We start from the raw sequence: 17384 nt of genomic DNA, 5'->3' as shown, positions 1-17384 counted from the left end.
GACGCCTGGCGGTTCGAGGTGCCGGTGGGCGGCCGGGCGGTGCGCGGGGCGTCGGTGCGCAGGGCTTCCGCGAGGTCGTCGGTGCCGCGCAGGCCGGCGGGGGTGCTGGTGCGGGTCTGGTGGAGGAAGCGGGGTTCGGCGAAGGCGGCGAGTGCCGCCCGTACCTCGGGGAGGTGGGGGTGTTCGGCGTGCAGGGCCGCGGACAACTGGGCCTTGGGGATGGCGATGCCTGCGGCGACGAGAGCGTCCAGGGCGGTGTGCGGATCTTCGAAGGAGGTGGCGAGGTGGCAGGTGTCGACACAGATGCCGATGCGGGGACTGGACACGTCGGTGAGCGGGCCGATGGCGTCGGCGGTGGTCTCGATGACGCAGCCGGGCTCCGGTTCGAGGCCGATGCGCACGCACTTGCCCGTCAGTTCCTCGAGGGCGTCGAGCCGTTCGGCGAGGGTCCTGAGGGCGTGCCGGGCGGTGTCGGCCGCGGCGGCGTCGAAGGGCGCGCGCCAGGCGATCGGGAGCGTGGAGACGGACCCTTCGGTGGTGTCGTCCGGCAGGAGCGCGGCGAGGAGGCGGGCCAGGTCGGTGGTGTGGGCCAGGCGTTCGGGGCGGGTCCAGTCGGGACGGTAGACGCGGTACTTGACCTCCTGGGCGCCGAAGCCCTCGTACGGGAAGCCGTTGAGAGTGACCACTTCCAGGCCGCGGCGGTCCAGTTCGGCGCGCAGCCGGCGCAGCGCCGAGGGATCGGCGACGAGAGCGTTCGCGGCGTCCCTGGCCAGCCAGAGGCCGATCCCGAGGCGGTCGCGGCCGAGGCGCCTGCGGACGGGTTCGCAGTGGTCGCGCAGCTGGGTGAGGACGCCGTCGAGGGTTTCGGCGGGGTGGACGTTGGTGCAGTAGGCGAGGTGGACGACGGAACCGTCCGGGTGGCGGAAGCGCATGGCCGGGTCCTCTCATTCCCCGCCGCGGAGGATGGAGTTGCCCTCATGGAGCGGTCCCGGTTCGGGGAGGTCGAGTCGGAGTCGTCCGCTGAGGCCGTAGAAGGCGACGGGGTTGCGCCACAGGACCCGGTCGACGTCGTCGTCCGTGAACCCGGCCGCGAGCATGGCGTCGCCGACCTTGCGGGTCTTGAGCGGGTCGCTCCTGCCCCAGTCGGCGGCCGAGTTCACGAGGACCCGCTCGGTGCCATAGGTCTTGAGCAGGGCGACCATGCGGTCCTCGTCCATCTTGGTGTCGGGGTAGATGGAGAAACCGAGCCATGCTCCGCTGTCGGCGGCCTCCTTCACGGTGGTCTCGTTGAGGTGGTCGAGCAGGACCCGCTCCGGGGGGAGGGGGGATTCGCGGACGACGTCGAGGGTGCGGCGCAGGCCGGCCGCCTTGTCGCGGTGCGGCGTGTGGACGAGCGCGGGCAGGCCGTGGGCGGCGGCCAGCTGGAGCTGCGCGGCGAGGGCGGTGTCCTCGGCGGGGGTCATGGAGTCGTAGCCGATCTCGCCGACGGCGACGACCGGATCCTTGACGAGATACCGGGGCAGGGCGTCGAGGACGGGGGTGCAGCGGGGGTCGTTGGCCTCCTTGGGGTTGAGGGCCAGGGTGCAGTGGTGCGCGATGCCGTACTGGGCGGCGCGGAAGGGCTCCCAGCCGAGCAGCGCGTCGAAGTAGTCGAAGAAGCTGGCGGGCGAGGTGCGCGGCTGCCCGAGCCAGAAGGACGGTTCGACGACGGCGCGGACCCCGGCGTCGTACATCGCCTGGTAGTCGTCCGTGGTGCGGGAGGTCATGTGGATGTGCGGGTCGAAGATGCGCATCAGGACTCCTCCGGAGGGACGGTCAGCGCGAGGACGCGGTGGAGGTCCGGGGGGACGGGACGGCCGGCGGCGGTGCGTTCGGCGGCGTGGTCGCCGAGCATCCGGGCCAGCTCGGCGTCGCCGCGGGCACGCCGGCCGAGGGCGGCGACGGCGTCGACCGGAACACCGGTGAACAGGCACTTGAGGACGGCGTGGCGCCAGGAGTGCGCGTCGAGGTGCTCCGCCGCGTACGGGCCGACGGCGGCGGCGACCAGCCGGGTGTCGTGGGTGCGCAGCGCGTCCTCGACCAGGGGCAGCGCCTCCGGTCCCGGTACGAGTGAGGGGAGGGCGAGCAGGACGGCGCGCCGTTCGGCGGCGGTGCCGTGGCGGTAGAGGCGGGTGAGGGTGTCCGTGTCGGCACGGGCCTCGTGGAGGAGGAGGGTGCGCACGGAGTCGGCGTGTTCCTGGCCGCAGTGGCGGCCGGCGGAGGCGAACCTCAGCTCCCAGGGGGGCGGTGCGGTGTACGGGCCGGTGCCGGGTGGGGCGTCGGCGGCGTGGGCCGCTTCGGCGAGGGCCTCGTCGAGCCAGGCGCGGGCGGGGCCGTCGAGCCGGTCGTCCAGTTCCTTGCGAATCGGCGTCACGGTGCCGTCGCTCCCTTCGTGCGGAGGAACTCGATCGAGGTGCGGGCGAGTTCGGGGCCCGCGTGGGAGTGGCGGGGCAGTTCGACGACGGTGAGGCCCTGGTAACCGGTGGCGGCGAGGGCGTCCAGGACCGGCGGGAAGTCGATCTCGCCCGAGCCGAACGGCAGGTGTTCGTGGACGCCGCGGCGCATGTCCTCGATCTGGACGTGGTGCAGCCAGGGCGCGGCGGCGCGGACGCAGTCGGCGGGCGGTACGGGCTCCAGGCACTGGCAGTGGCCGATGTCCAGGGTGAGGCCGAGGAGGTGGGCACCAGGGTCGCCGAGGGTGCGGCGCAGGTGGTGGAAGTCGTCGAGGGTGGCGAGGAGGTGGCCGGGTTCGGGTTCGACGGCGAGGGGGACACCTGCGGCGGCCGCGGCGTCCAGGACGGGGGCGAGTGCCTCTTCATACCGCTTCCAGGCGGTGGCGGTGTCCGTGCCGTCGGGCGTGGTGCCGCTGAAGCAGTGCACGGCGTGGGCGCCGAGGTCGGCGGCGACCCGCACGGCACGCACCAGCAGCGCGGTGCGGGCGGCCCGCGCGTCGGGATCGGCGTCGAGGAGGGAGGGGCCGTGCTTGCGGCGCGGGTCGAGGACGTAGCGGGCGCCGGTTTCGACGGTGACACCGAGGCCCAGTTCGCCCAGGCGGCGGGCGACCCGGGCCGTGCGGTCGGCGAGGTCCGGGGCGAGGGGGTCGAGGTGCATGTGGTCGAGGGTGAGGCCGACGCCGTCGTAGCCGAGGTCGGCGAGGAGGGCCAGGGCGTCGTCGAGCCGGAGGTCGGTGAGGCCGTTGGTGCCGTAGCCGTAACGCAGCCGTGTGGGAGCGGAAGGGGAGGTCGTCGGGTGCGGGAACGTCATGTGGGGCTCACCTTCCGGGCGAGTGCGCGGGCGAGCGGGGCCAGTCCCAGGACGGCGAGTCCGGTGCCGAGGGCGCCCCCGGTACCGCCGCGGGCGGCCAGGGCGGCCTGGAGCGGAATCATGGCGCGGATGCCGCCGCCGACGGCCCGCTGGGTGAGCGGTGCCGAGGGGTTGAGCGCGGCGTGGAAGAGGGGGACGCCCGCGGTGCGGACATACGCCGCGGCGGCGAGGGCGGCGCCCGCTCGGCTCCTGCCGGCGACCGGCCCGGGGCGCACTCCTCCGGGCGCGTTGCCGGTCGAGCTTGCGGGGAGGATGCCGGGCCGGTTGCCGGGCGCGCCCCTGGGCGGGCTGCCGGTTGAGCTCGCGGGCAGGCTGCCGCTTGAGCTCCGGGGCGGGGCGAACCGGCTGCCGGGCACGCTGCCGGTTGAGCTGCCGGGCCGGTTGCCGTCCCCGCCGTACGGGGCCGTGACGGGGCGGGAGACGACGGCGCCGAGGGCGGCGGTGGCCACGAGCGCGGCGAGCGGGGCCATCGCGGAGCCGCCCTGCGCCTCGTGCCGGGAGACCGCGGTGACCGCGTAGGTGTGGGCGCCCAGCGCGGCGGCGGACGGCAGCGCGGCCAGCGCGCCTCGTGCGGCCGACCGGACGGCCCCGGCCGGTGTCGCGTTGCGTTCCGCGGGGCCGCCGCGCCGGGCGCCGGGGCTCCGGAACACCCGCGGACCCGCCGGTGAGGCCCGGCCCGCCGGTGACGCCGAAGGAGCGGTCCCGGGCGCGCGGGTCGCCGTGGCCGTCGCCGTGGCGGTGGCGCCGAGGAGGAGGTCGAGGGCGCGGGCGGCGGCCATGGTGGCGGGTGCCGCGCGGGTGTGCTTGAGGCTCAGGTCGTAGGCCCAGACCGTGGTGGCGAGGGCGGAGGCCACGGTGAGCGGGACGCGGCCCGCGCGGGCGGCGAGCGCGAGGCCGGCGGCGGTCAGGGTGGCGGAGGCGGCCAGGGCCGCGCGGGGGGTGATGCGGCCGGAGGGGAGGGGGCGGTGCGGGCGGTCGACGGCGTCCTCGTGGCGGTCGGCCCAGTCGTTGAGGGCCATGCCCGCCTCGTACAGGCACAGCGACGAGCCGATGGCGAACGCCGTGCGCCGGTTGGGGACCAGTCCGGCGGCCGCCGCGCCGGTGAGCGCGTCGCCCGGCACGGTGAAGAGGGCGGACACCCGCAGGAGTTCCGCCCATGCCCGCAGGCGCGTCCCACCCGGGCGCTTCTCCACCCCGGCCGGCAGCACCCCGGCCGACGGCACCCGCACGCCTTCGCCACGGCCGCGCCGGCCGAGCCACACCGGCAGCGGCGGTCGCAGGCGCCGCCGGGCAGCGGGACCGGCAGATCCCGACGGCATCCCGGCCCCCTGCCCCGGCGCGGGCGTCACCGGGCGTCCCGCAGGCGTGCGGCGAAGGAGAGGAGCGCCGCGTACTGGTCCGGGAGGGCCGCGGGACCCGCGTCGGGGTCCTTGAAGTAGAAGGCGAGTTCGGGCAGCGGCCCGCCGAGGCCGGCCTCGTGGGCACGGGCGAGCAGCCGGGCCAGGTCCAGGACGAGAGGGGCGGCGAGCGCCGAGTCGCAGCCCTGCCAGATGGTCTGGAGGACCATCCGGGAGCCGAGGAAGCCGTCGAAGGCGATGTGGTCCCATGCGGTCTTCCAGTCGCCGAGCGCGGGGACGTCGTCGATGTGGACCTCGCCCTCGGGGACGTGGCCCAGCACGTCGGCCAGGACGCGTTCCTTGCCGGCGTTCTTGGCGGCGGCAGCGGCGGGGTCGGCGAGCGCCGCCCCGTCGCCGCCGCCCAGGAGGTTGGTGCCGGACCAGGCGCGTACGGCCAGGGCGCGCTGCACGAACATCGGGGCGAGCACGGAGCGGAGCAGGGTCTGGCCGGTCTTGCCGTCCCGTCCGGCGTGCGGAAGGCCGCAGGTGGCGGCGGTCCCGGCGAGGGCGTCGGCGCGCAGCCCGGTGGAGGGGGTGAAGTTGGCGTAGGGGCAGCCGGCGCGGAGCGCGGCGGCCGCGTAGAGGGAGCTGGGCGGCAGCCGTACCGCGTCCGGGGCCGGCGCGGGCTCCGTGGAGGCGACGTTGATCACGACCGTGCGGGCGAGGTCGTGGCGGCGGGTGAAGGCGGTGATGTCGGAGGTGAAGGCGGTGATGAGTGCTTCGTCGGTGCGGCTGTCTCCGGGGACGGGGCCGCCGGGGCGGATCTCCGTGTCCGCCGCGGCGAGTTCCGCGCGGACGGCGGCGGCCAGGCCGTGCGGCAGGACGCCCGCCGCCGTCAGTTCCTCCGCGCGCTTCGGCAGCGGGCAGGCCGCCGTGTCGTGGCCGCCGAAGACGAGGGAGGCCGTGGGCGGGAGCCCGGAGGAGGCGAAGGGGGGTGTTTCGGTGACCATGCCCGTCGGTGGGTACAGCCCGGCGGCGACCGCCGCGCACCCCGCCACCGCGGTCGTGGCGACGGAGCCCCGCGCTCCGATGAACCAGACCCCGACCCGTCGATCAGCACGAGGTTCAGCGAACATGGCCAGCCTCCCTGGGTGTGGTGCGTTCGAGACGGCGGGCGGGGGTACGGCGCCTCCCCGCCCGCCGCCGGCTTGAGGAGCGCGGCCCTACGAGGACGAGGGCAGCTCCTTGAGTCGGATGTTGCGGAAGGACACCTGGTCGTCGGCGCCGTGGTTCTGCAGGCCGATGAAGCCGTCCTTCAGGCTCCGGGCCGGGTCGGTGTTGGTGAAGTCGTTGATTTTCACTCCGTTGAGGAAGACCTGGAGCCGCCCCCCCCGGACCCGGATCTCGTAGCTGTTCCACTGGCCGGGGGGCCGCAGCACCCGGTCCCGGGCCTTGAGGTCGGCCGACGCGAAGCCGTAGACGGCGCCGGTGGTGCGGTCGGGTGCGTCGGTGGCGTCGATCTGTATCTCGTACCCCCGGTGCACCGCCGACCACGGGTCGTCGGAGGCCGGGAAGCCGACGAAGACTCCGGAGTTGTCGTCGCCGGCCAGCTTCCAGTCGAGCTGCAGCGAGTAGGACGAGAGCTCCTTCGCCTGGTACCACATCAGCCCCATGCCGCCCTCGGTGCGCAGTTCGCCGTCCACGACGGTGAACCTGCCCGGGCCGGCCTGCTTCCAGCCCTCCGTCGAGTGCCCGTTGAAGAGGTCCCGGTAGCCGGTCCGCGGCGTGCAGTCGGCGCGGACCTGACCGGTGGCGTACCGCAGGCCGCCGAGCAGGTGCCGGCGGAAGGCGGGCTCGTCATAGGACGCGGCGGTGTGGCCGCCGCCGGTGTAGAAGGCGCGTCCGCCCTCGTAGCTCCGGCACCAGGCGATCGGGTGGTCGCCCCTCATGGTGCCGCCCTCGTAGGTGGTCTCGTCGAGGGTGGCGAGGATCCGGGCCTGGCCGCGCGGATTGGTGCGGTAGTTGTACCACTCGTCCGTGCGCTGCCAGCCGGCGGACGGCAGGTGCGCGGTCGCCGGGTGGTCGTGATCCTCGACGCGCACGGTCGCGGACTGGATGTGCGGGTGGGAGGCGAAGCGGGCGCCGACCAGCCCGCCGTAGAACTCCCAGTCGTACTCGGTGTCGGCGGCCGCGTGGACGCCCACGTACCCGCCGCCGGTGGCGACGTAGTTCTCGAACGCCTTCTGCTGGTCCGCGTCGAGGACGTCACCGGTGGTGGACAGGAAGACGACGGCGTCGTACCGGGCGAGGTTGCCGGTGGTGAACTGGCGGGGCTCCTCGGTCGCGTCGACGGTGATGTTGCTCGACGCGCCCAGCTCCTTGAGCGCGGCGGTCCCCGCCGGGATGGAGTCGTGGCGGAAGCCGGCCGTCCGGGAGAAGACCAGTACGCGTTTGGCGGTGCGGTCCACCGGCGTGCTCGACAGCTCGAAGTCGTCGATGTCGTACAGGGCGCCGCTGCCGCCCTTGAACACCAGGAACAGCTCGGTGGTCCGCCGGGGGACGGCCCGCAGCGGTACGTCGACGTCCTGGAAGGTCTCCCAGCCGCCGGTCACCGGCACCGGGGCCGAGCCCAGGAGCGTGCCGGTGGCCGAGCCGGTGCGCACCTCCAGGAAGCCGCCCGCGCCACCGGACGAGATGCGGGCGGTGAGCTTCGTCGAGCCGGTCAGGTGGTAGGGCGTGAAGGAAATCCAGTCGCCGTCGTCGATGTCACCGACGGTCCTGCCGCCGTGGGCGGTGGGCTTGTCGTACGTACGGACGCCGGACTGCGACGAGAAGTGCTCGGCCTGCCGGTGGCGGGGCTGGAGCTGTGCCTGGTCGTGGCTGGTCAGTGCGGCCTGGCCGCCGCCACCGCCGTCGGTGTACTCGGCGTCGAAGACGCCGAAGATGTTGGCGTTCGGGTCGTGCCCGCCGTCGGCGGACGTCTTGATGGTGCCGGTGCAGCCGTTGGCGGAGGTGACCGGGTGGCCGTGGCTGTCGTGGCCGAGGATGTACGTGACCTTGACCTTGGCGCAGTCGATCGTGCCGTCCTCCGGGTCGGTCACGGTCACCTTGAACGGGATCTCGTCGCCGAAGCTGAACAGCGCGCCGTTCTCCGGCAGGTTCAGCGTCACCGTGGGCGCCGTGTTGCCGACGACGACGTGCACGCCGGCCGAGCCGGTCCGCCCGGTCGGGTCCTTGGCGGTCACGGTGGCGGTGTAGGTGCCGTTCCTCCGGTAGGTGTGCGTCGGGTGGGCGGCCGTGGAGGGTGGCGTGCCGTCGCCGAAGTCCCAGGTGTAGGTGAGGGTGTCGCCGTCGGCGTCCGTGGTGCCGGCCGAGGAGAAGGCGACCCGCAGCGGCGCCTTGCCGGAAGTCCTGTTCGCCGAGGCCTCCGCGATCGGGGAGCGGCCGCCGGTGGCGTTCTCGATGCGGTACAGACCGGAGTTCTCGTCGCCGCCGAACCAGGCGGTGCCGTAGTCGAGGACGTACAGCGCGCCGTCGGGGCCGAAGGCCATGTCCATCACCTGGGTGCCGGTCCACGGCACCGGGTTGATGGACCGGACGGCGCCGTCGGCGCCGTGCTCGATGCGCTTGATCCAGCGGCGTCCGAACTCACCGGCGAAGAAGTCGCCGTCGTACGCCTCGGGGAACTTCACGGGAGAGGTGTTCGCGGGGTCGTAGCGGTAGACGGGTCCGCCCATCGGCGACTCGGAGCCGGAGCCGAACTCGGGCACCGACCCGCCGTCGTACGGGATCCACGCGGGCTCGGCCGGCGGCAGGTCCACCAGGCCGGTGTTGAGCGCGGAGTCGTTCCTGGGAGCCGCGCAGTCGAAGGCGGCGCCGGAGACCTCGGTGGCGAAGTCGTAGTCGACGTAGGGCTCGTTGGCGCCGGTGCAGAAGGGCCAGCCGAAGTTGCCCGGCTTGGTGACGCGGGCGAACTCGACCTGTCCCGCCGGACCGCGCCGGGGGTCGGCCGCGCCCGCGTCGGGCCCGTAGTCGCCGACGTACAGGACGCCCGTCTTCTTGTCGACGCTGAAGCGGAAGGGGTTGCGGAAGCCCATCGCGTAGATCTCGGGCCGCGTCCTGGCCGTTCCGGGTGCGAAGAGGTTGCCGTCGGGGACGGTGTACGAGCCGTCGTCGGCGACCTTGATGCGCAGGATCTTGCCGCGCAGGTCGTTGGTGTTGCCCGAGGTCCGCCGGGCGTCGTAGGCGGGGTTGCGGCCGGGGCGGTCGTCGATGGGGGTGTAGCCGTCGGAGGCGAACGGGTTGGAGTCGTCGCCGGTGGAGAGGTAGAGGTTGCCCTGCGCGTCGAAGTCGATGTCACCGCCGACGTGGCAGCAGATGCCGCGCGTGGCCGGGATGTCGATGACCTTCTTCTCGCTGGCGTTGTCGAGGGTGCCGTCGGCCTTGAGGACGAAGCGGGAGAGCCGGTTGACGCCTTCGTACCGGGCGAGGTCGGCGGCCGTGCCGTCGGTGGGCGCGTCACCGGCCGGGGTGTCGAGCGGCGGCGCGTAGTAGAGGAAGACGGCCCGGTTCCGCTCGAAGGCGGGGTCGAGGGCGATGCCCTGGAGTCCTTCCTCGTCGTGCGAGTAGACCGGTACGGTGCCGATGACCTTGGTGTTCCCGGCCGCGTCGGTGCGGCGCAGTTCGCCGTTCCGGGAGGTGTGCAGCACGCTGCGGTCGGGCAGTACGGCCAGCGACATCGGTTCGCCGACCTCCTCGCCGCCCTTGGCGAGGGTGACCTGCTGGAACTGCTCCTCGGCGGCGGCTGCCGCCTCGGAGGAAGCCGGTGCGGCGGGTGCGGCTGCGGCGCCCTGCCCGGCGCCCAGGGCGAACGACGTCATGGCGAGCAGGCCACCGGTGAGGAGTGCGAGCGCGTTGCGCCCGCGGAGCCGTTGTCTGTGCACGAGTGTCCTCCGGAAAAGGCCGGCCGTGAGCCGGTCGTACGGGGGCGGGATGTCCGGATGTCCGGGGACCGGCGTGCGCCGTCACGCTGGTCTGTCCTGTACACCTCAGGGACCGTAGCCGGGTTGGTCCGGTGCCGAAAGCCCTTGCGCCGCAGTTCGGTTGAACTTTTTCCCGGCGCAGGACAAAGCCGTGCAGGGGCAGGCCGGACCGGCCCGGCAGCCCCCTGGCCACCGGGCCTCGACCTGCGGTGATGCTCTAGTCGCCACCCCCGAAGGCGGCGTCGAAGGACGCGGACGGCGGGTCGAAGTCGTACCGCTTGAGGGTGGCAAGCGCTTCCGGAGCACCCGTCAGCCGGTCCATGCCGGCGTCCTCCCACTCCACCGACACCGGCCCGTCGTAGCCGATCGACCGCAGCATCCGGAACACGTCCTCCCACGGCACCTCGCCGTGCCCGGCCGACACGAAGTCCCAGCCGCGCCGCGGGTCGCCCCACGGCAGGTGGGAGCCCAGCCGGCCGTTGCGGCCGTCCAGGCGCCGCCGTGCCTCCTTGCAGTCGACGTGGTAGATCCGGTCCCGGAAGTCGTACAGGAAACCGACGGGGTCGATGTCCTGCCACACGAAGTGGCTGGGGTCGAAGTTCAGCCCGAAGGCCGGGCGCCGGTCCACCGCCTCCAGGGCGCGCTGCGTCGTCCAGTAGTCGTACGCGATCTCGCTCGGGTGCACCTCGTGGGCGAAGCGCACGCCTTCCGCGTCGAAGACGTCCAGGACCGGGTTCCAGCGCTCGGCGAAGTCCTCGTACCCCCGCTCGATCATCCGCTCGGGGACCGGCGGGAACATCGCCACCAGGTGCCAGATGGAGGAGCCCGTGAAGCCGATGACGGTCTGGACGCCGAAGGCGGCGGCCGCCCGCGCGGTGTCCGCGAGCTCCCGCGCCGCCCGCTGCCGGACGCCCTCGGGGTCTCCGTCGCCCCAGACGCGCGGCGGCACGATGGCCCGGTGGCGCTCGTCGATGGGGTGGTCGCAGACGGCCTGGCCCACCAGGTGGTTGGAGATCGCCCAGCACCGCAGCCCGTACGTGTCGAGCAGGGCGCGCCGCCCGTCGAGGTACGACGGATCGGCGAGGGCCCTGTCGACCTCGAAGTGGTCGCCCCAGCAGGCGAGTTCCAGCCCGTCGTAGCCGAAGTCACGGGCGAGCCGGCAGACCTCCTCCAGGGGCAGGTCGGCCCACTGGCCGGTGAAGAGGGTGAAGGGACGTGGCACGGCTGCGGCCTCCTAGACGGTGACGGGGGTGTAGACGGCGTTCTTCTCCGCGCTCTCCTCCACGGCCGCCAGCACCCTCTGCACCTGGAGCCCGTCCTCGAAGGACGGGGCCGGCTCGGTGCCCGAGGCGATGGCGTCCACCAGGTCGCGCGCCTGGTGGGTGAAGGTGTGCTCGTAGCCGAGGGCGTGGCCCGGCGGCCACCATGCCTCCAGGTACGGGTGGTCCTGTTCGGTGACGAGGATCCGGCGGAAGCCGGCCGACCGGGCGGGCTCGGTCTGGTCGTGGAACGACAGTTCGTTCAGCCGCTCGAGGTCGAAGGAGAGCGAACCGCGCTCGCCGTTGATCTCCAGGCGCAGGGCGTTCTTGCGGCCCGCCGCCATCCGGGTCGTCTCGAAGGTGGCCAGCGCTCCGGAAGCCAGCCGTCCGGTGAACACCGCGGCGTCGTCGACCGTGACCGCACCGCGCTCGGCACCCCCCGGCGCCGACAGCCCCGCGGACGCCCCGGCGGGCAGGGGCCGTTCCCGTACGAACGTCTCGGTGAGCGCGGAGACGCCCACCAGCCGCTCCCCCGCCAGGTACTGGGCGAGGTCCACGATGTGCGCGCCGAGGTCGCCGAGCGCGCCCGACCCGGCGTGCGCGCGCTGCAACCTCCACGTCAGGGGGAAGGCGGGGTCCACCAGCCAGTCCTGGAGGTACGCCACCCGCACGTGCCGCAGCACGCCCAGCCGCCCTTCGGCGATCATCCGCCGCGCGTACGTCATGGCCGGTACGCGACGGTAGTTGAACCCGACCATCGCCACCTGGCCGCGCGCACGGGCCCGCGCGGCGGCCGCCGCCATGGCCTCCGCCTCGGCGACCGTGTTCGCCAGGGGCTTCTCGCACAGCACGTGCTTGCCCGCCTCCAGCGCGGCGATCGCGATCTCGGCATGGCTGTCGCCGGGCGTGCAGATGTCGACCAGTTGGACGTCGTCCCGGGCGACGAGGTCCCGCCAGTCGGTCTCGGCGGCGGCCCAGCCGTGCCGGTTTGCGGCGGCCCGCACGGCGGCCGGGTCGCGTCCGCAGACCGCCGCGAGCCGGGGCCGCACGGGCAGGTCGAAGACCCGGCCCACGGTGCGCCACCCCTGCGAGTGCGCGGCGCCCATGAAGGCGTACCCGACCATGCCGATTCCCAGTGCGGGTGCCGCCTCCTGACGGTCCGCCGCTCTCTTCTGCGCCTGCGCCATACGGGTTCCTCCTCGTCGGTTGCTCGGTGGGGACGGGCCGACCGGGGTCAGCTGAAGCCCGTGGGCAGGTACTCGTCGACGTTCTCCTTGGTGACCACCGCCGAGTACAGGGTGATCGAGGCGGGGATCTCCAGCTCGGACATGCCGCCGATGCCCTTCTTCCGGCCCAGTGCCCGGGCCAGGTCGATGGCGGACGCGGCCATGGTCGGCGGGTAGAGCACCGTCGCCTTGAGGACGCCCTTGTCGGCCTTGATGGCGTCCATCGCCGACCTGGCGCCCGCACCGCCGACCATGACGAAGTCGTCGCGGCCCGCCTGCTGGATGGCCCGCAGGGCGCCCACGCCCTGGTCGTCGTCGTGGTTCCACAACGCGTCGAACCGCTGCTGGGCCTGGAGGAGCTGCGCCATCCTGGCCTGCCCGGACTCGACGGTGAACTCGGCCGCCTGCCGCGCCACCTTCCGGATGTTCGGGTAGTTCTTCAGTGCGTCGTCGAAGCCCTGGGTGCGCTGCTTGGTGAGCTCCAGGTTGTCCATCCCGGCGAGTTCGACGACTTTGGCGTCAGGCTTGTCCTTGAGCCGTTCGCCGATCCAGCGGCCGGCGTTGAGGCCCATGCCGTAGTTGTCGCCGCCGATCCAGCAGCGGTAGGCCTGGGGGGAGGCGAAGACCCGGTCGAGGTTGATCACCGGGATGCCGGCCTTCATGGCCTGGAGTCCGACCTGTGTGAGGGCCTTGCCGTCGGCCGGCAGGATCACCAGCACGTCGACCTTCTTGTTGATGAGCGTCTGGATCTGGCCGATCTGGGTGGCGGTGTCGTTCGACCCCTCCGTGATCTCCAGCGTCACCTCGGAGTACTTCTTCGCCCGCTCCTTGGCGTTGACGTTGATGGCGTTGAGCCACCCGTGGTCGGCCTGCGGGCCGGCGAAACCGATGGTGACGGGCGTGCCGGGCTTGTCGTCGGCGGCCGGGGCGCCGCCGGCGGCCGGGCCGGCGTTCTTCGGCTCGTTGCTGGTGCAGGCGGACAGCAGGGCGCCGGCGGAGGCGGCGGCGGTGAGGGTCAGCAGTCCTCTGCGGCTGGTTTCGGGCATGGTGGTGGAACCCTTTCCGTAGGGCGGTCGTGCGGAGGTGCCGGGGCGTCAGGCCCCGTCGGCGTCGCGCGCGGTACGGCGCTGGACCAGGACGGCGGCGACGATGATCGCGCCCTTGGCGATCTGCTGGACGTCGCTCTGGAGATTGTTGAGGGCGAAGATGTTGGTGATCGTGGTGAAGACGAGGACACCGAGCACGGAGCCGGCGATGGTGCCGCGTCCGCCGCTGAGCAGGGTGCCTCCGATGATGGCGGCGGCGATCGCGTCGAGCTCGTACAGGTTGCCGTTGGTGTTCTGGCCGGAACCCGCGAGGACGATCAGCAGGAAGGCCGCGATGCCGCAGCACAGGCCCGACAGTAGGTACAGATGGAGGCGCTGGCGGCGTACGTCGATTCCGGCGAGCCGGGCGGCTTCCGCGTTGCCGCCGACGGCGACGGTCCGCCGGCCGAAGGTGGTCCGGTTCAGCAGCAGCCAGCCGACGACGGTGACGGCGGCGAAGACCAGCACCAGCGGCGGTACGCCGAGGAGGTACGCGTCGGGGACGCCGAGGTCGAGGACCGACTGCACGGTGACGATCTGCGTCCTGCCGTCGGTGATCTGCAGGGCGAGCCCGCGTGCCGAGGCCAGCATGGCCAGGGTCGCGATGAAGGGCACCAGCCCGCCGTACGCGATGAGCAGCCCGTTCACCAGTCCGCAGCCCAGCCCGACGACGACCGCGGTGAAGAGGATGCCGGCGAAGCCGTACTCCTGGGTGGCGACCGTGGTGGCCCACACGGACGCGAGGGCGACGATCGCCCCGACCGACAGGTCGATGCCGCCGCTGGTGATGACGAAGGTCATGCCGACGGTGACGACCCCGATGACGGACGCCTGGGTGAGGACCAGCTGGAGGTTGGAGGTGTCGAGGAACTGGTCCGGCTTGGTGATCCCGCCGACCGCGACCAGCACGGCGAGGACACCGAGCAGGGTCAGGTTGCGGACGTCGGCCCGCCGGCCCGGCGGCCGCCCGGAGGCTCTGGCGAGGGGTGGTTCGGCGGTCGTGGCCGGCGCGGGCTGCGTCATGGCGTCGGGCTCCCTTCCATCACGAGGTCGAGTACGCGGTGTTCGTCGAGCTCCCGGGCCGGCGCCGTGTGGACGACGCGCCCTTCCCGGAGCACCAGCACCCGGTCGGCGAGGCCCAGCACCTCGGGGACCTCGCTGGAGACGAGGAGGACGGCCAGCCCCTCGTCGGCGAGGCGCCGGATGACGGCGTACAGCTCGGCGCGTGCCCCGACGTCCACCCCGCGCGTGGGCTCGTCGAGGAGCAGCACACGGCAGCCGCGGAGCAGCCAGCGGGCGAGGACGGCCTTCTGCTGGTTGCCGCCGGAGAGCGTGCGGACCGGGGCGTCGGGGTTGTCGGGGCGCAGCGACAGCTCGCGGGTGGCGCGGCGCGCGGCGTCGCGCTCGGCGGTCCGGTCGAGCCAGCCGGCGCGCGAGAAGCGGGCCAGGGACGACACGGAGACGTTGCGGGTGACCGATTCGAGCATCAGCAGGCCCTGGGCCTTGCGCTCCTCGGGCGCGAGGCCGATCCCCGCGCGGACGGCGGCACGCACGCTGCCCGGCCGCAGGGGCCGGCCGTCGACGAGGACGCGCCCGGCGGTGGGGCGGCGGGCGCCGTACACGGTCTCCAGGATCTCGGAGCGCCCGGAGCCGACGAGGCCGGCCAGGCCGACGATCTCGCCGGGCCGCAGTTCGAGGTCGACGGGCGCGAACTCGCCGTCCCGCGCCAGCCCTTCGACCGTCAGGACGGGCCGGGCGGTGGGTGCGCCCGCGGCGGGGCGGGGCTCGGGGAAGACGTACTCGACATTCCGACCGGTCATCATGGCAACGATGTCCCGGGTCGGGGTGGCCGCCGCCGGCAGTCCGCCGGCGACGGCCCGCCCGTCCTTCAGGACCGTGACGCGGTGGCCGATGCGCCGGATCTCCTCCAGCCGGTGGGAGATGTACACGACGGCCACCCCCGCCGCCGTGAGGTCGGCGACGATCCGGAAGAGGTTGGCCGTCTCGTCCGGATCGAGCGCGGCGGACGGTTCGTCCATCACGATGAGCCGGACGTCGTGGGAGAGCGCACGGGCCATGGAGACGATCTGCCGCTGGGCCGCGGACAACTCGGCCACGGGCCGGCCGGGGTCGATCTCCGCGTGGCCGAGGCGGCGCAGCAGTCCGGCGGTGGCGGCGCGGGCGCGCCTGCCGCGCACCACGAAACCGGCGGTGGTCGGCTCGTGCCCGAGGAAGACGTTCTCGGCGACCGACAGGCCCTCCACCAGATCGAGTTCCTGGTAGATGGTGGCGATGCCGAGCCGCATGGCGGCGATCGGCGACCTGAGGGTGACGGGTGCGCCGCGCCAGGTGATCTCGCCGGCGTCGGGCTGGTGGGCCCCGGCGAGCACCTTGATGAGGGTGGACTTGCCGGCCCCGTTCTGCCCCAGCAGGCAGTGGACCTCGCCGGACCTCACCTCCAGGTCGACGCCGTCGAGGGCCCGGACACCGGGGAACGCCTTGGTGATCCCGGACATGGTGAGCAGCGGTGGTTCTGGTGTTGCCATGACGAATCCCCTCGGCGGGCGGTGTGCGGTGCCGGTGAGCGGACAGGGCGGAGGATCAGGAACGGGTGCGCGTGCCGGTACGGGGGCGCGCACCCATGGCTGTGCGGGGGCGGTACGGCACCGGGTGCGGGTGCCGTCCCGTGCGGGCGGTGCCGGTGGGGTGCGGGGCGCCGGTGCGGTCGTAGGGGCGGTCGCAGGTGCTGGTGCCGGTGGTGGTACGAGGACGGGTACGGCTGAACGGCTGTGCGCTGGACGGCGGTACGGGTGCGGTGCGGTGATGCGCGGGTGCAGTCCCCGGTCCCGAGCCCGGGCCCGGGGCGGTCGGCGTCAGGCCGGGGAGAACAGGTGGTCGCTGATGAGCCGCGCGGCGCCGATGACTCCGGCGGCCGCGCCCAGCTCCCCCAGCACGATGGGCAGATTGCCCGTCGCCAGGGGAAGTGACGTGCGGTAGACCTGGGTACGGACGCTGGCGAGCAGGTTGTGGCCGAGGCCGGTGACGCCACCGCCGATCACCACCAGGCCCGGGTTGAAGAAGCTGACGAGCCCGGCGATGACCTGGCCGACCCGGTTGCCGCCCTCCCGGATCAGCGCGAGGGACGTGGCGTCACCGGCCGCCGCGGCCGCGGCGACGTCCACGGCGGTGAGCCGCCCCGCGCCCTCCAGGCGGCGGGCGAGTTCCTCCGACCGGCCGGCGCGCGCCGCGTCCTCGGCGTCCCGGGCGAGCGCGGCGCCGCTGAAGTGCGCCTCCAGGCAGCCCCGGTTGCCGCACGCGCAGGCGCGGCCGTCCGGGACGACCTGGATGTGCCCGATGTCGCCGGCGCTGCCGGTCGTACCGCGGTAGACCTCGCCACCGACGACGATGCCGCAGCCGATGCCGGTACCGATCTTGACGCAGAGGAAGTCGCCGACCGAGCGGGCGACGCCCGCGTGCTGCTCCCCCATCGCCATCAGGTTCACGTCGTTGTCCACCATGACCGGGCAGCCGAGCTCCTGGCTGAGCGCCTCGCGCACCGGGAAGCCGTCCCAGCCGGGCATGATCGGCGGCGCCACCGGTACGCCCTCGGGGAAGCGGACCGGTCCCGGTACGCCGATCCCGGCGCCGTCGAAACCCTCGGCGAGGCCGGACGCCTTGAGCTTGGCGGCCATGGCGAGGACCTGTTCGAAGACCGCGACGGGGCCCTCGCGCACGTCCATGGGGTGGTTGAGGTGGCCGAGGACCTCCAGCTCCGCGTTGGTGACCGCCACGTCGACCGAAGTGGCGCCGATGTCGACACCGAGGAAGCGCAGGGCGGGCGCGAGGCGGATGTTGTGCGAGCGGCGCCCGCCGCGCGAGGCGGCCAGGCCGTCCGCCACCACCAGGCCGGTCTCCAGGAGACGGTCGACCTCGACGGCGAGCTTGGAGCGGGAGAGGTCGACCTGGTCGCCCAGTTGGGCCCGGGAGTTGGGTCCGCCGTCACGCAGCAGCCGCAGCAGCCGCGCCTGGTGCGCATTGGCGGGTCGAGCCGTCATACGTCTCACGCGCCCCTCCCCGCCTCCATGGCTCGGCGTTGCCTCACGGACCGGCGGACAGCCGCCGTGTCCGACCG

The 17384-nt window shown here is 73.5% G+C and carries 12 protein-coding genes and 1 pseudogene; all 13 read right to left on the bottom strand.

The annotated features are described in order from the left end of the window. Positions 1–61: 61 nt before the first annotated feature. Positions 62–932 (bottom strand): annotated as a pseudogene (gene eboE, locus ACIA79_RS14095) (metabolite traffic protein EboE); the annotation flags it as partial. Between the two features lie 12 nt (positions 933–944). Then, positions 945–1793 carry a TatD family hydrolase gene (locus ACIA79_RS14090; RefSeq protein ID WP_399428489.1) on the bottom strand — a complete coding sequence of 283 codons (849 nt, stop codon included), beginning with the start codon at positions 1791–1793 and terminating at the stop codon, positions 945–947. Further along, entirely contained in the window at positions 1793–2413 is a 621-nt protein-coding gene (locus ACIA79_RS14085; protein ID WP_399428488.1) for an EboA domain-containing protein, read from the bottom strand. The genes ACIA79_RS14090 and ACIA79_RS14085 overlap by 1 nt, the downstream gene beginning before the upstream one ends. Next, complete coding sequence (locus ACIA79_RS14080; protein WP_399428487.1) at positions 2410–3303, bottom strand: sugar phosphate isomerase/epimerase family protein; 894 nt, start codon at positions 3301–3303, stop codon at positions 2410–2412. Before ACIA79_RS14080 ends, ACIA79_RS14085 begins: the two co-directional genes overlap by 4 nt. After that, positions 3300–4682, bottom strand: coding sequence for an SCO3242 family prenyltransferase (locus ACIA79_RS14075; RefSeq protein ID WP_399428486.1), 1383 nt, complete (start codon positions 4680–4682; stop codon positions 3300–3302). The genes ACIA79_RS14080 and ACIA79_RS14075 overlap by 4 nt, the downstream gene beginning before the upstream one ends. A gap of 26 nt (positions 4683–4708) precedes the next feature. Continuing rightward, positions 4709–5836: an inositol-3-phosphate synthase gene (locus ACIA79_RS14070; protein WP_399428485.1), complete on the bottom strand. Its 1128-nt coding sequence runs from the start codon at positions 5834–5836 to the stop codon at positions 4709–4711. Between the two features lie 87 nt (positions 5837–5923). Further along, the gene (locus ACIA79_RS14065; RefSeq protein WP_399428484.1) at positions 5924–9643 is read right to left on the bottom strand and encodes a ThuA domain-containing protein; all 3720 of its coding nucleotides are present in this window, start codon (positions 9641–9643) and stop codon (positions 5924–5926) included. Between the two features lie 256 nt (positions 9644–9899). Further along, positions 9900–10904 (bottom strand): sugar phosphate isomerase/epimerase family protein, encoded by a 1005-nt coding sequence (locus ACIA79_RS14060; protein WP_399428483.1) that lies wholly within the window; start codon positions 10902–10904, stop codon positions 9900–9902. A gap of 12 nt (positions 10905–10916) precedes the next feature. Next, complete coding sequence (locus tag ACIA79_RS14055) at positions 10917–12128, bottom strand: Gfo/Idh/MocA family protein (RefSeq protein WP_399428482.1); 1212 nt, start codon at positions 12126–12128, stop codon at positions 10917–10919. A gap of 47 nt (positions 12129–12175) precedes the next feature. Then, positions 12176–13213: a substrate-binding domain-containing protein gene (locus tag ACIA79_RS14050; RefSeq protein ID WP_399428481.1), complete on the bottom strand. Its 1038-nt coding sequence runs from the start codon at positions 13211–13213 to the stop codon at positions 12176–12178. 48 nt (positions 13214–13261) lie between these two features. Next, on the bottom strand, positions 13262–14275 hold the full coding sequence (locus ACIA79_RS14045) for an ABC transporter permease (RefSeq protein WP_399428480.1): 1014 nt from the start codon (positions 14273–14275) through the stop codon (positions 13262–13264). Continuing rightward, the gene (locus ACIA79_RS14040) at positions 14272–15798 is read right to left on the bottom strand and encodes a sugar ABC transporter ATP-binding protein (protein WP_399428479.1); all 1527 of its coding nucleotides are present in this window, start codon (positions 15796–15798) and stop codon (positions 14272–14274) included. The genes ACIA79_RS14045 and ACIA79_RS14040 overlap by 4 nt, the downstream gene beginning before the upstream one ends. Positions 15799–16125: 327 nt before the next feature. Next, positions 16126–17307 (bottom strand): ROK family protein, encoded by a 1182-nt coding sequence (locus tag ACIA79_RS14035; RefSeq protein ID WP_399428638.1) that lies wholly within the window; start codon positions 17305–17307, stop codon positions 16126–16128. Positions 17308–17384: the final 77 nt, after the last annotated feature.

Source organism: Streptomyces sp. NPDC051310, from assembly GCF_044455245.1.
In the GTDB taxonomy this organism is placed as follows: Bacteria; Actinomycetota; Actinomycetes; order Streptomycetales; family Streptomycetaceae; genus Streptomyces.
Note: the sequence above shows the minus strand (reverse complement) of the source record. Positions and strands in the feature narration are given on the sequence as shown.

Excerpts from the sequence above, each read along its gene's own strand:
- ACIA79_RS14055 (WP_399428482.1), bottom strand. The coding sequence starts at position 12,128 with ATGGCGCAGGCGCAGAAGAGAGCGGCGGACCGTCAGGAGGCGGCACCC.
- ACIA79_RS14090 (WP_399428489.1), bottom strand. The coding sequence starts at position 1,793 with ATGCGCATCTTCGACCCGCACATCCACATGACCTCCCGCACCACGGAC.
- ACIA79_RS14070 (WP_399428485.1), bottom strand. The coding sequence starts at position 5,836 with ATGTTCGCTGAACCTCGTGCTGATCGACGGGTCGGGGTCTGGTTCATC.
- ACIA79_RS14075 (WP_399428486.1), bottom strand. The coding sequence starts at position 4,682 with ATGCCGTCGGGATCTGCCGGTCCCGCTGCCCGGCGGCGCCTGCGACCG.
- ACIA79_RS14045 (WP_399428480.1), bottom strand. The coding sequence starts at position 14,275 with ATGACGCAGCCCGCGCCGGCCACGACCGCCGAACCACCCCTCGCCAGA.
- ACIA79_RS14080 (WP_399428487.1), bottom strand. The coding sequence starts at position 3,303 with ATGACGTTCCCGCACCCGACGACCTCCCCTTCCGCTCCCACACGGCTG.
- ACIA79_RS14040 (WP_399428479.1), bottom strand. The coding sequence starts at position 15,798 with ATGGCAACACCAGAACCACCGCTGCTCACCATGTCCGGGATCACCAAG.
- ACIA79_RS14050 (WP_399428481.1), bottom strand. The coding sequence starts at position 13,213 with ATGCCCGAAACCAGCCGCAGAGGACTGCTGACCCTCACCGCCGCCGCC.
- ACIA79_RS14035 (WP_399428638.1), bottom strand. The coding sequence starts at position 17,307 with ATGACGGCTCGACCCGCCAATGCGCACCAGGCGCGGCTGCTGCGGCTG.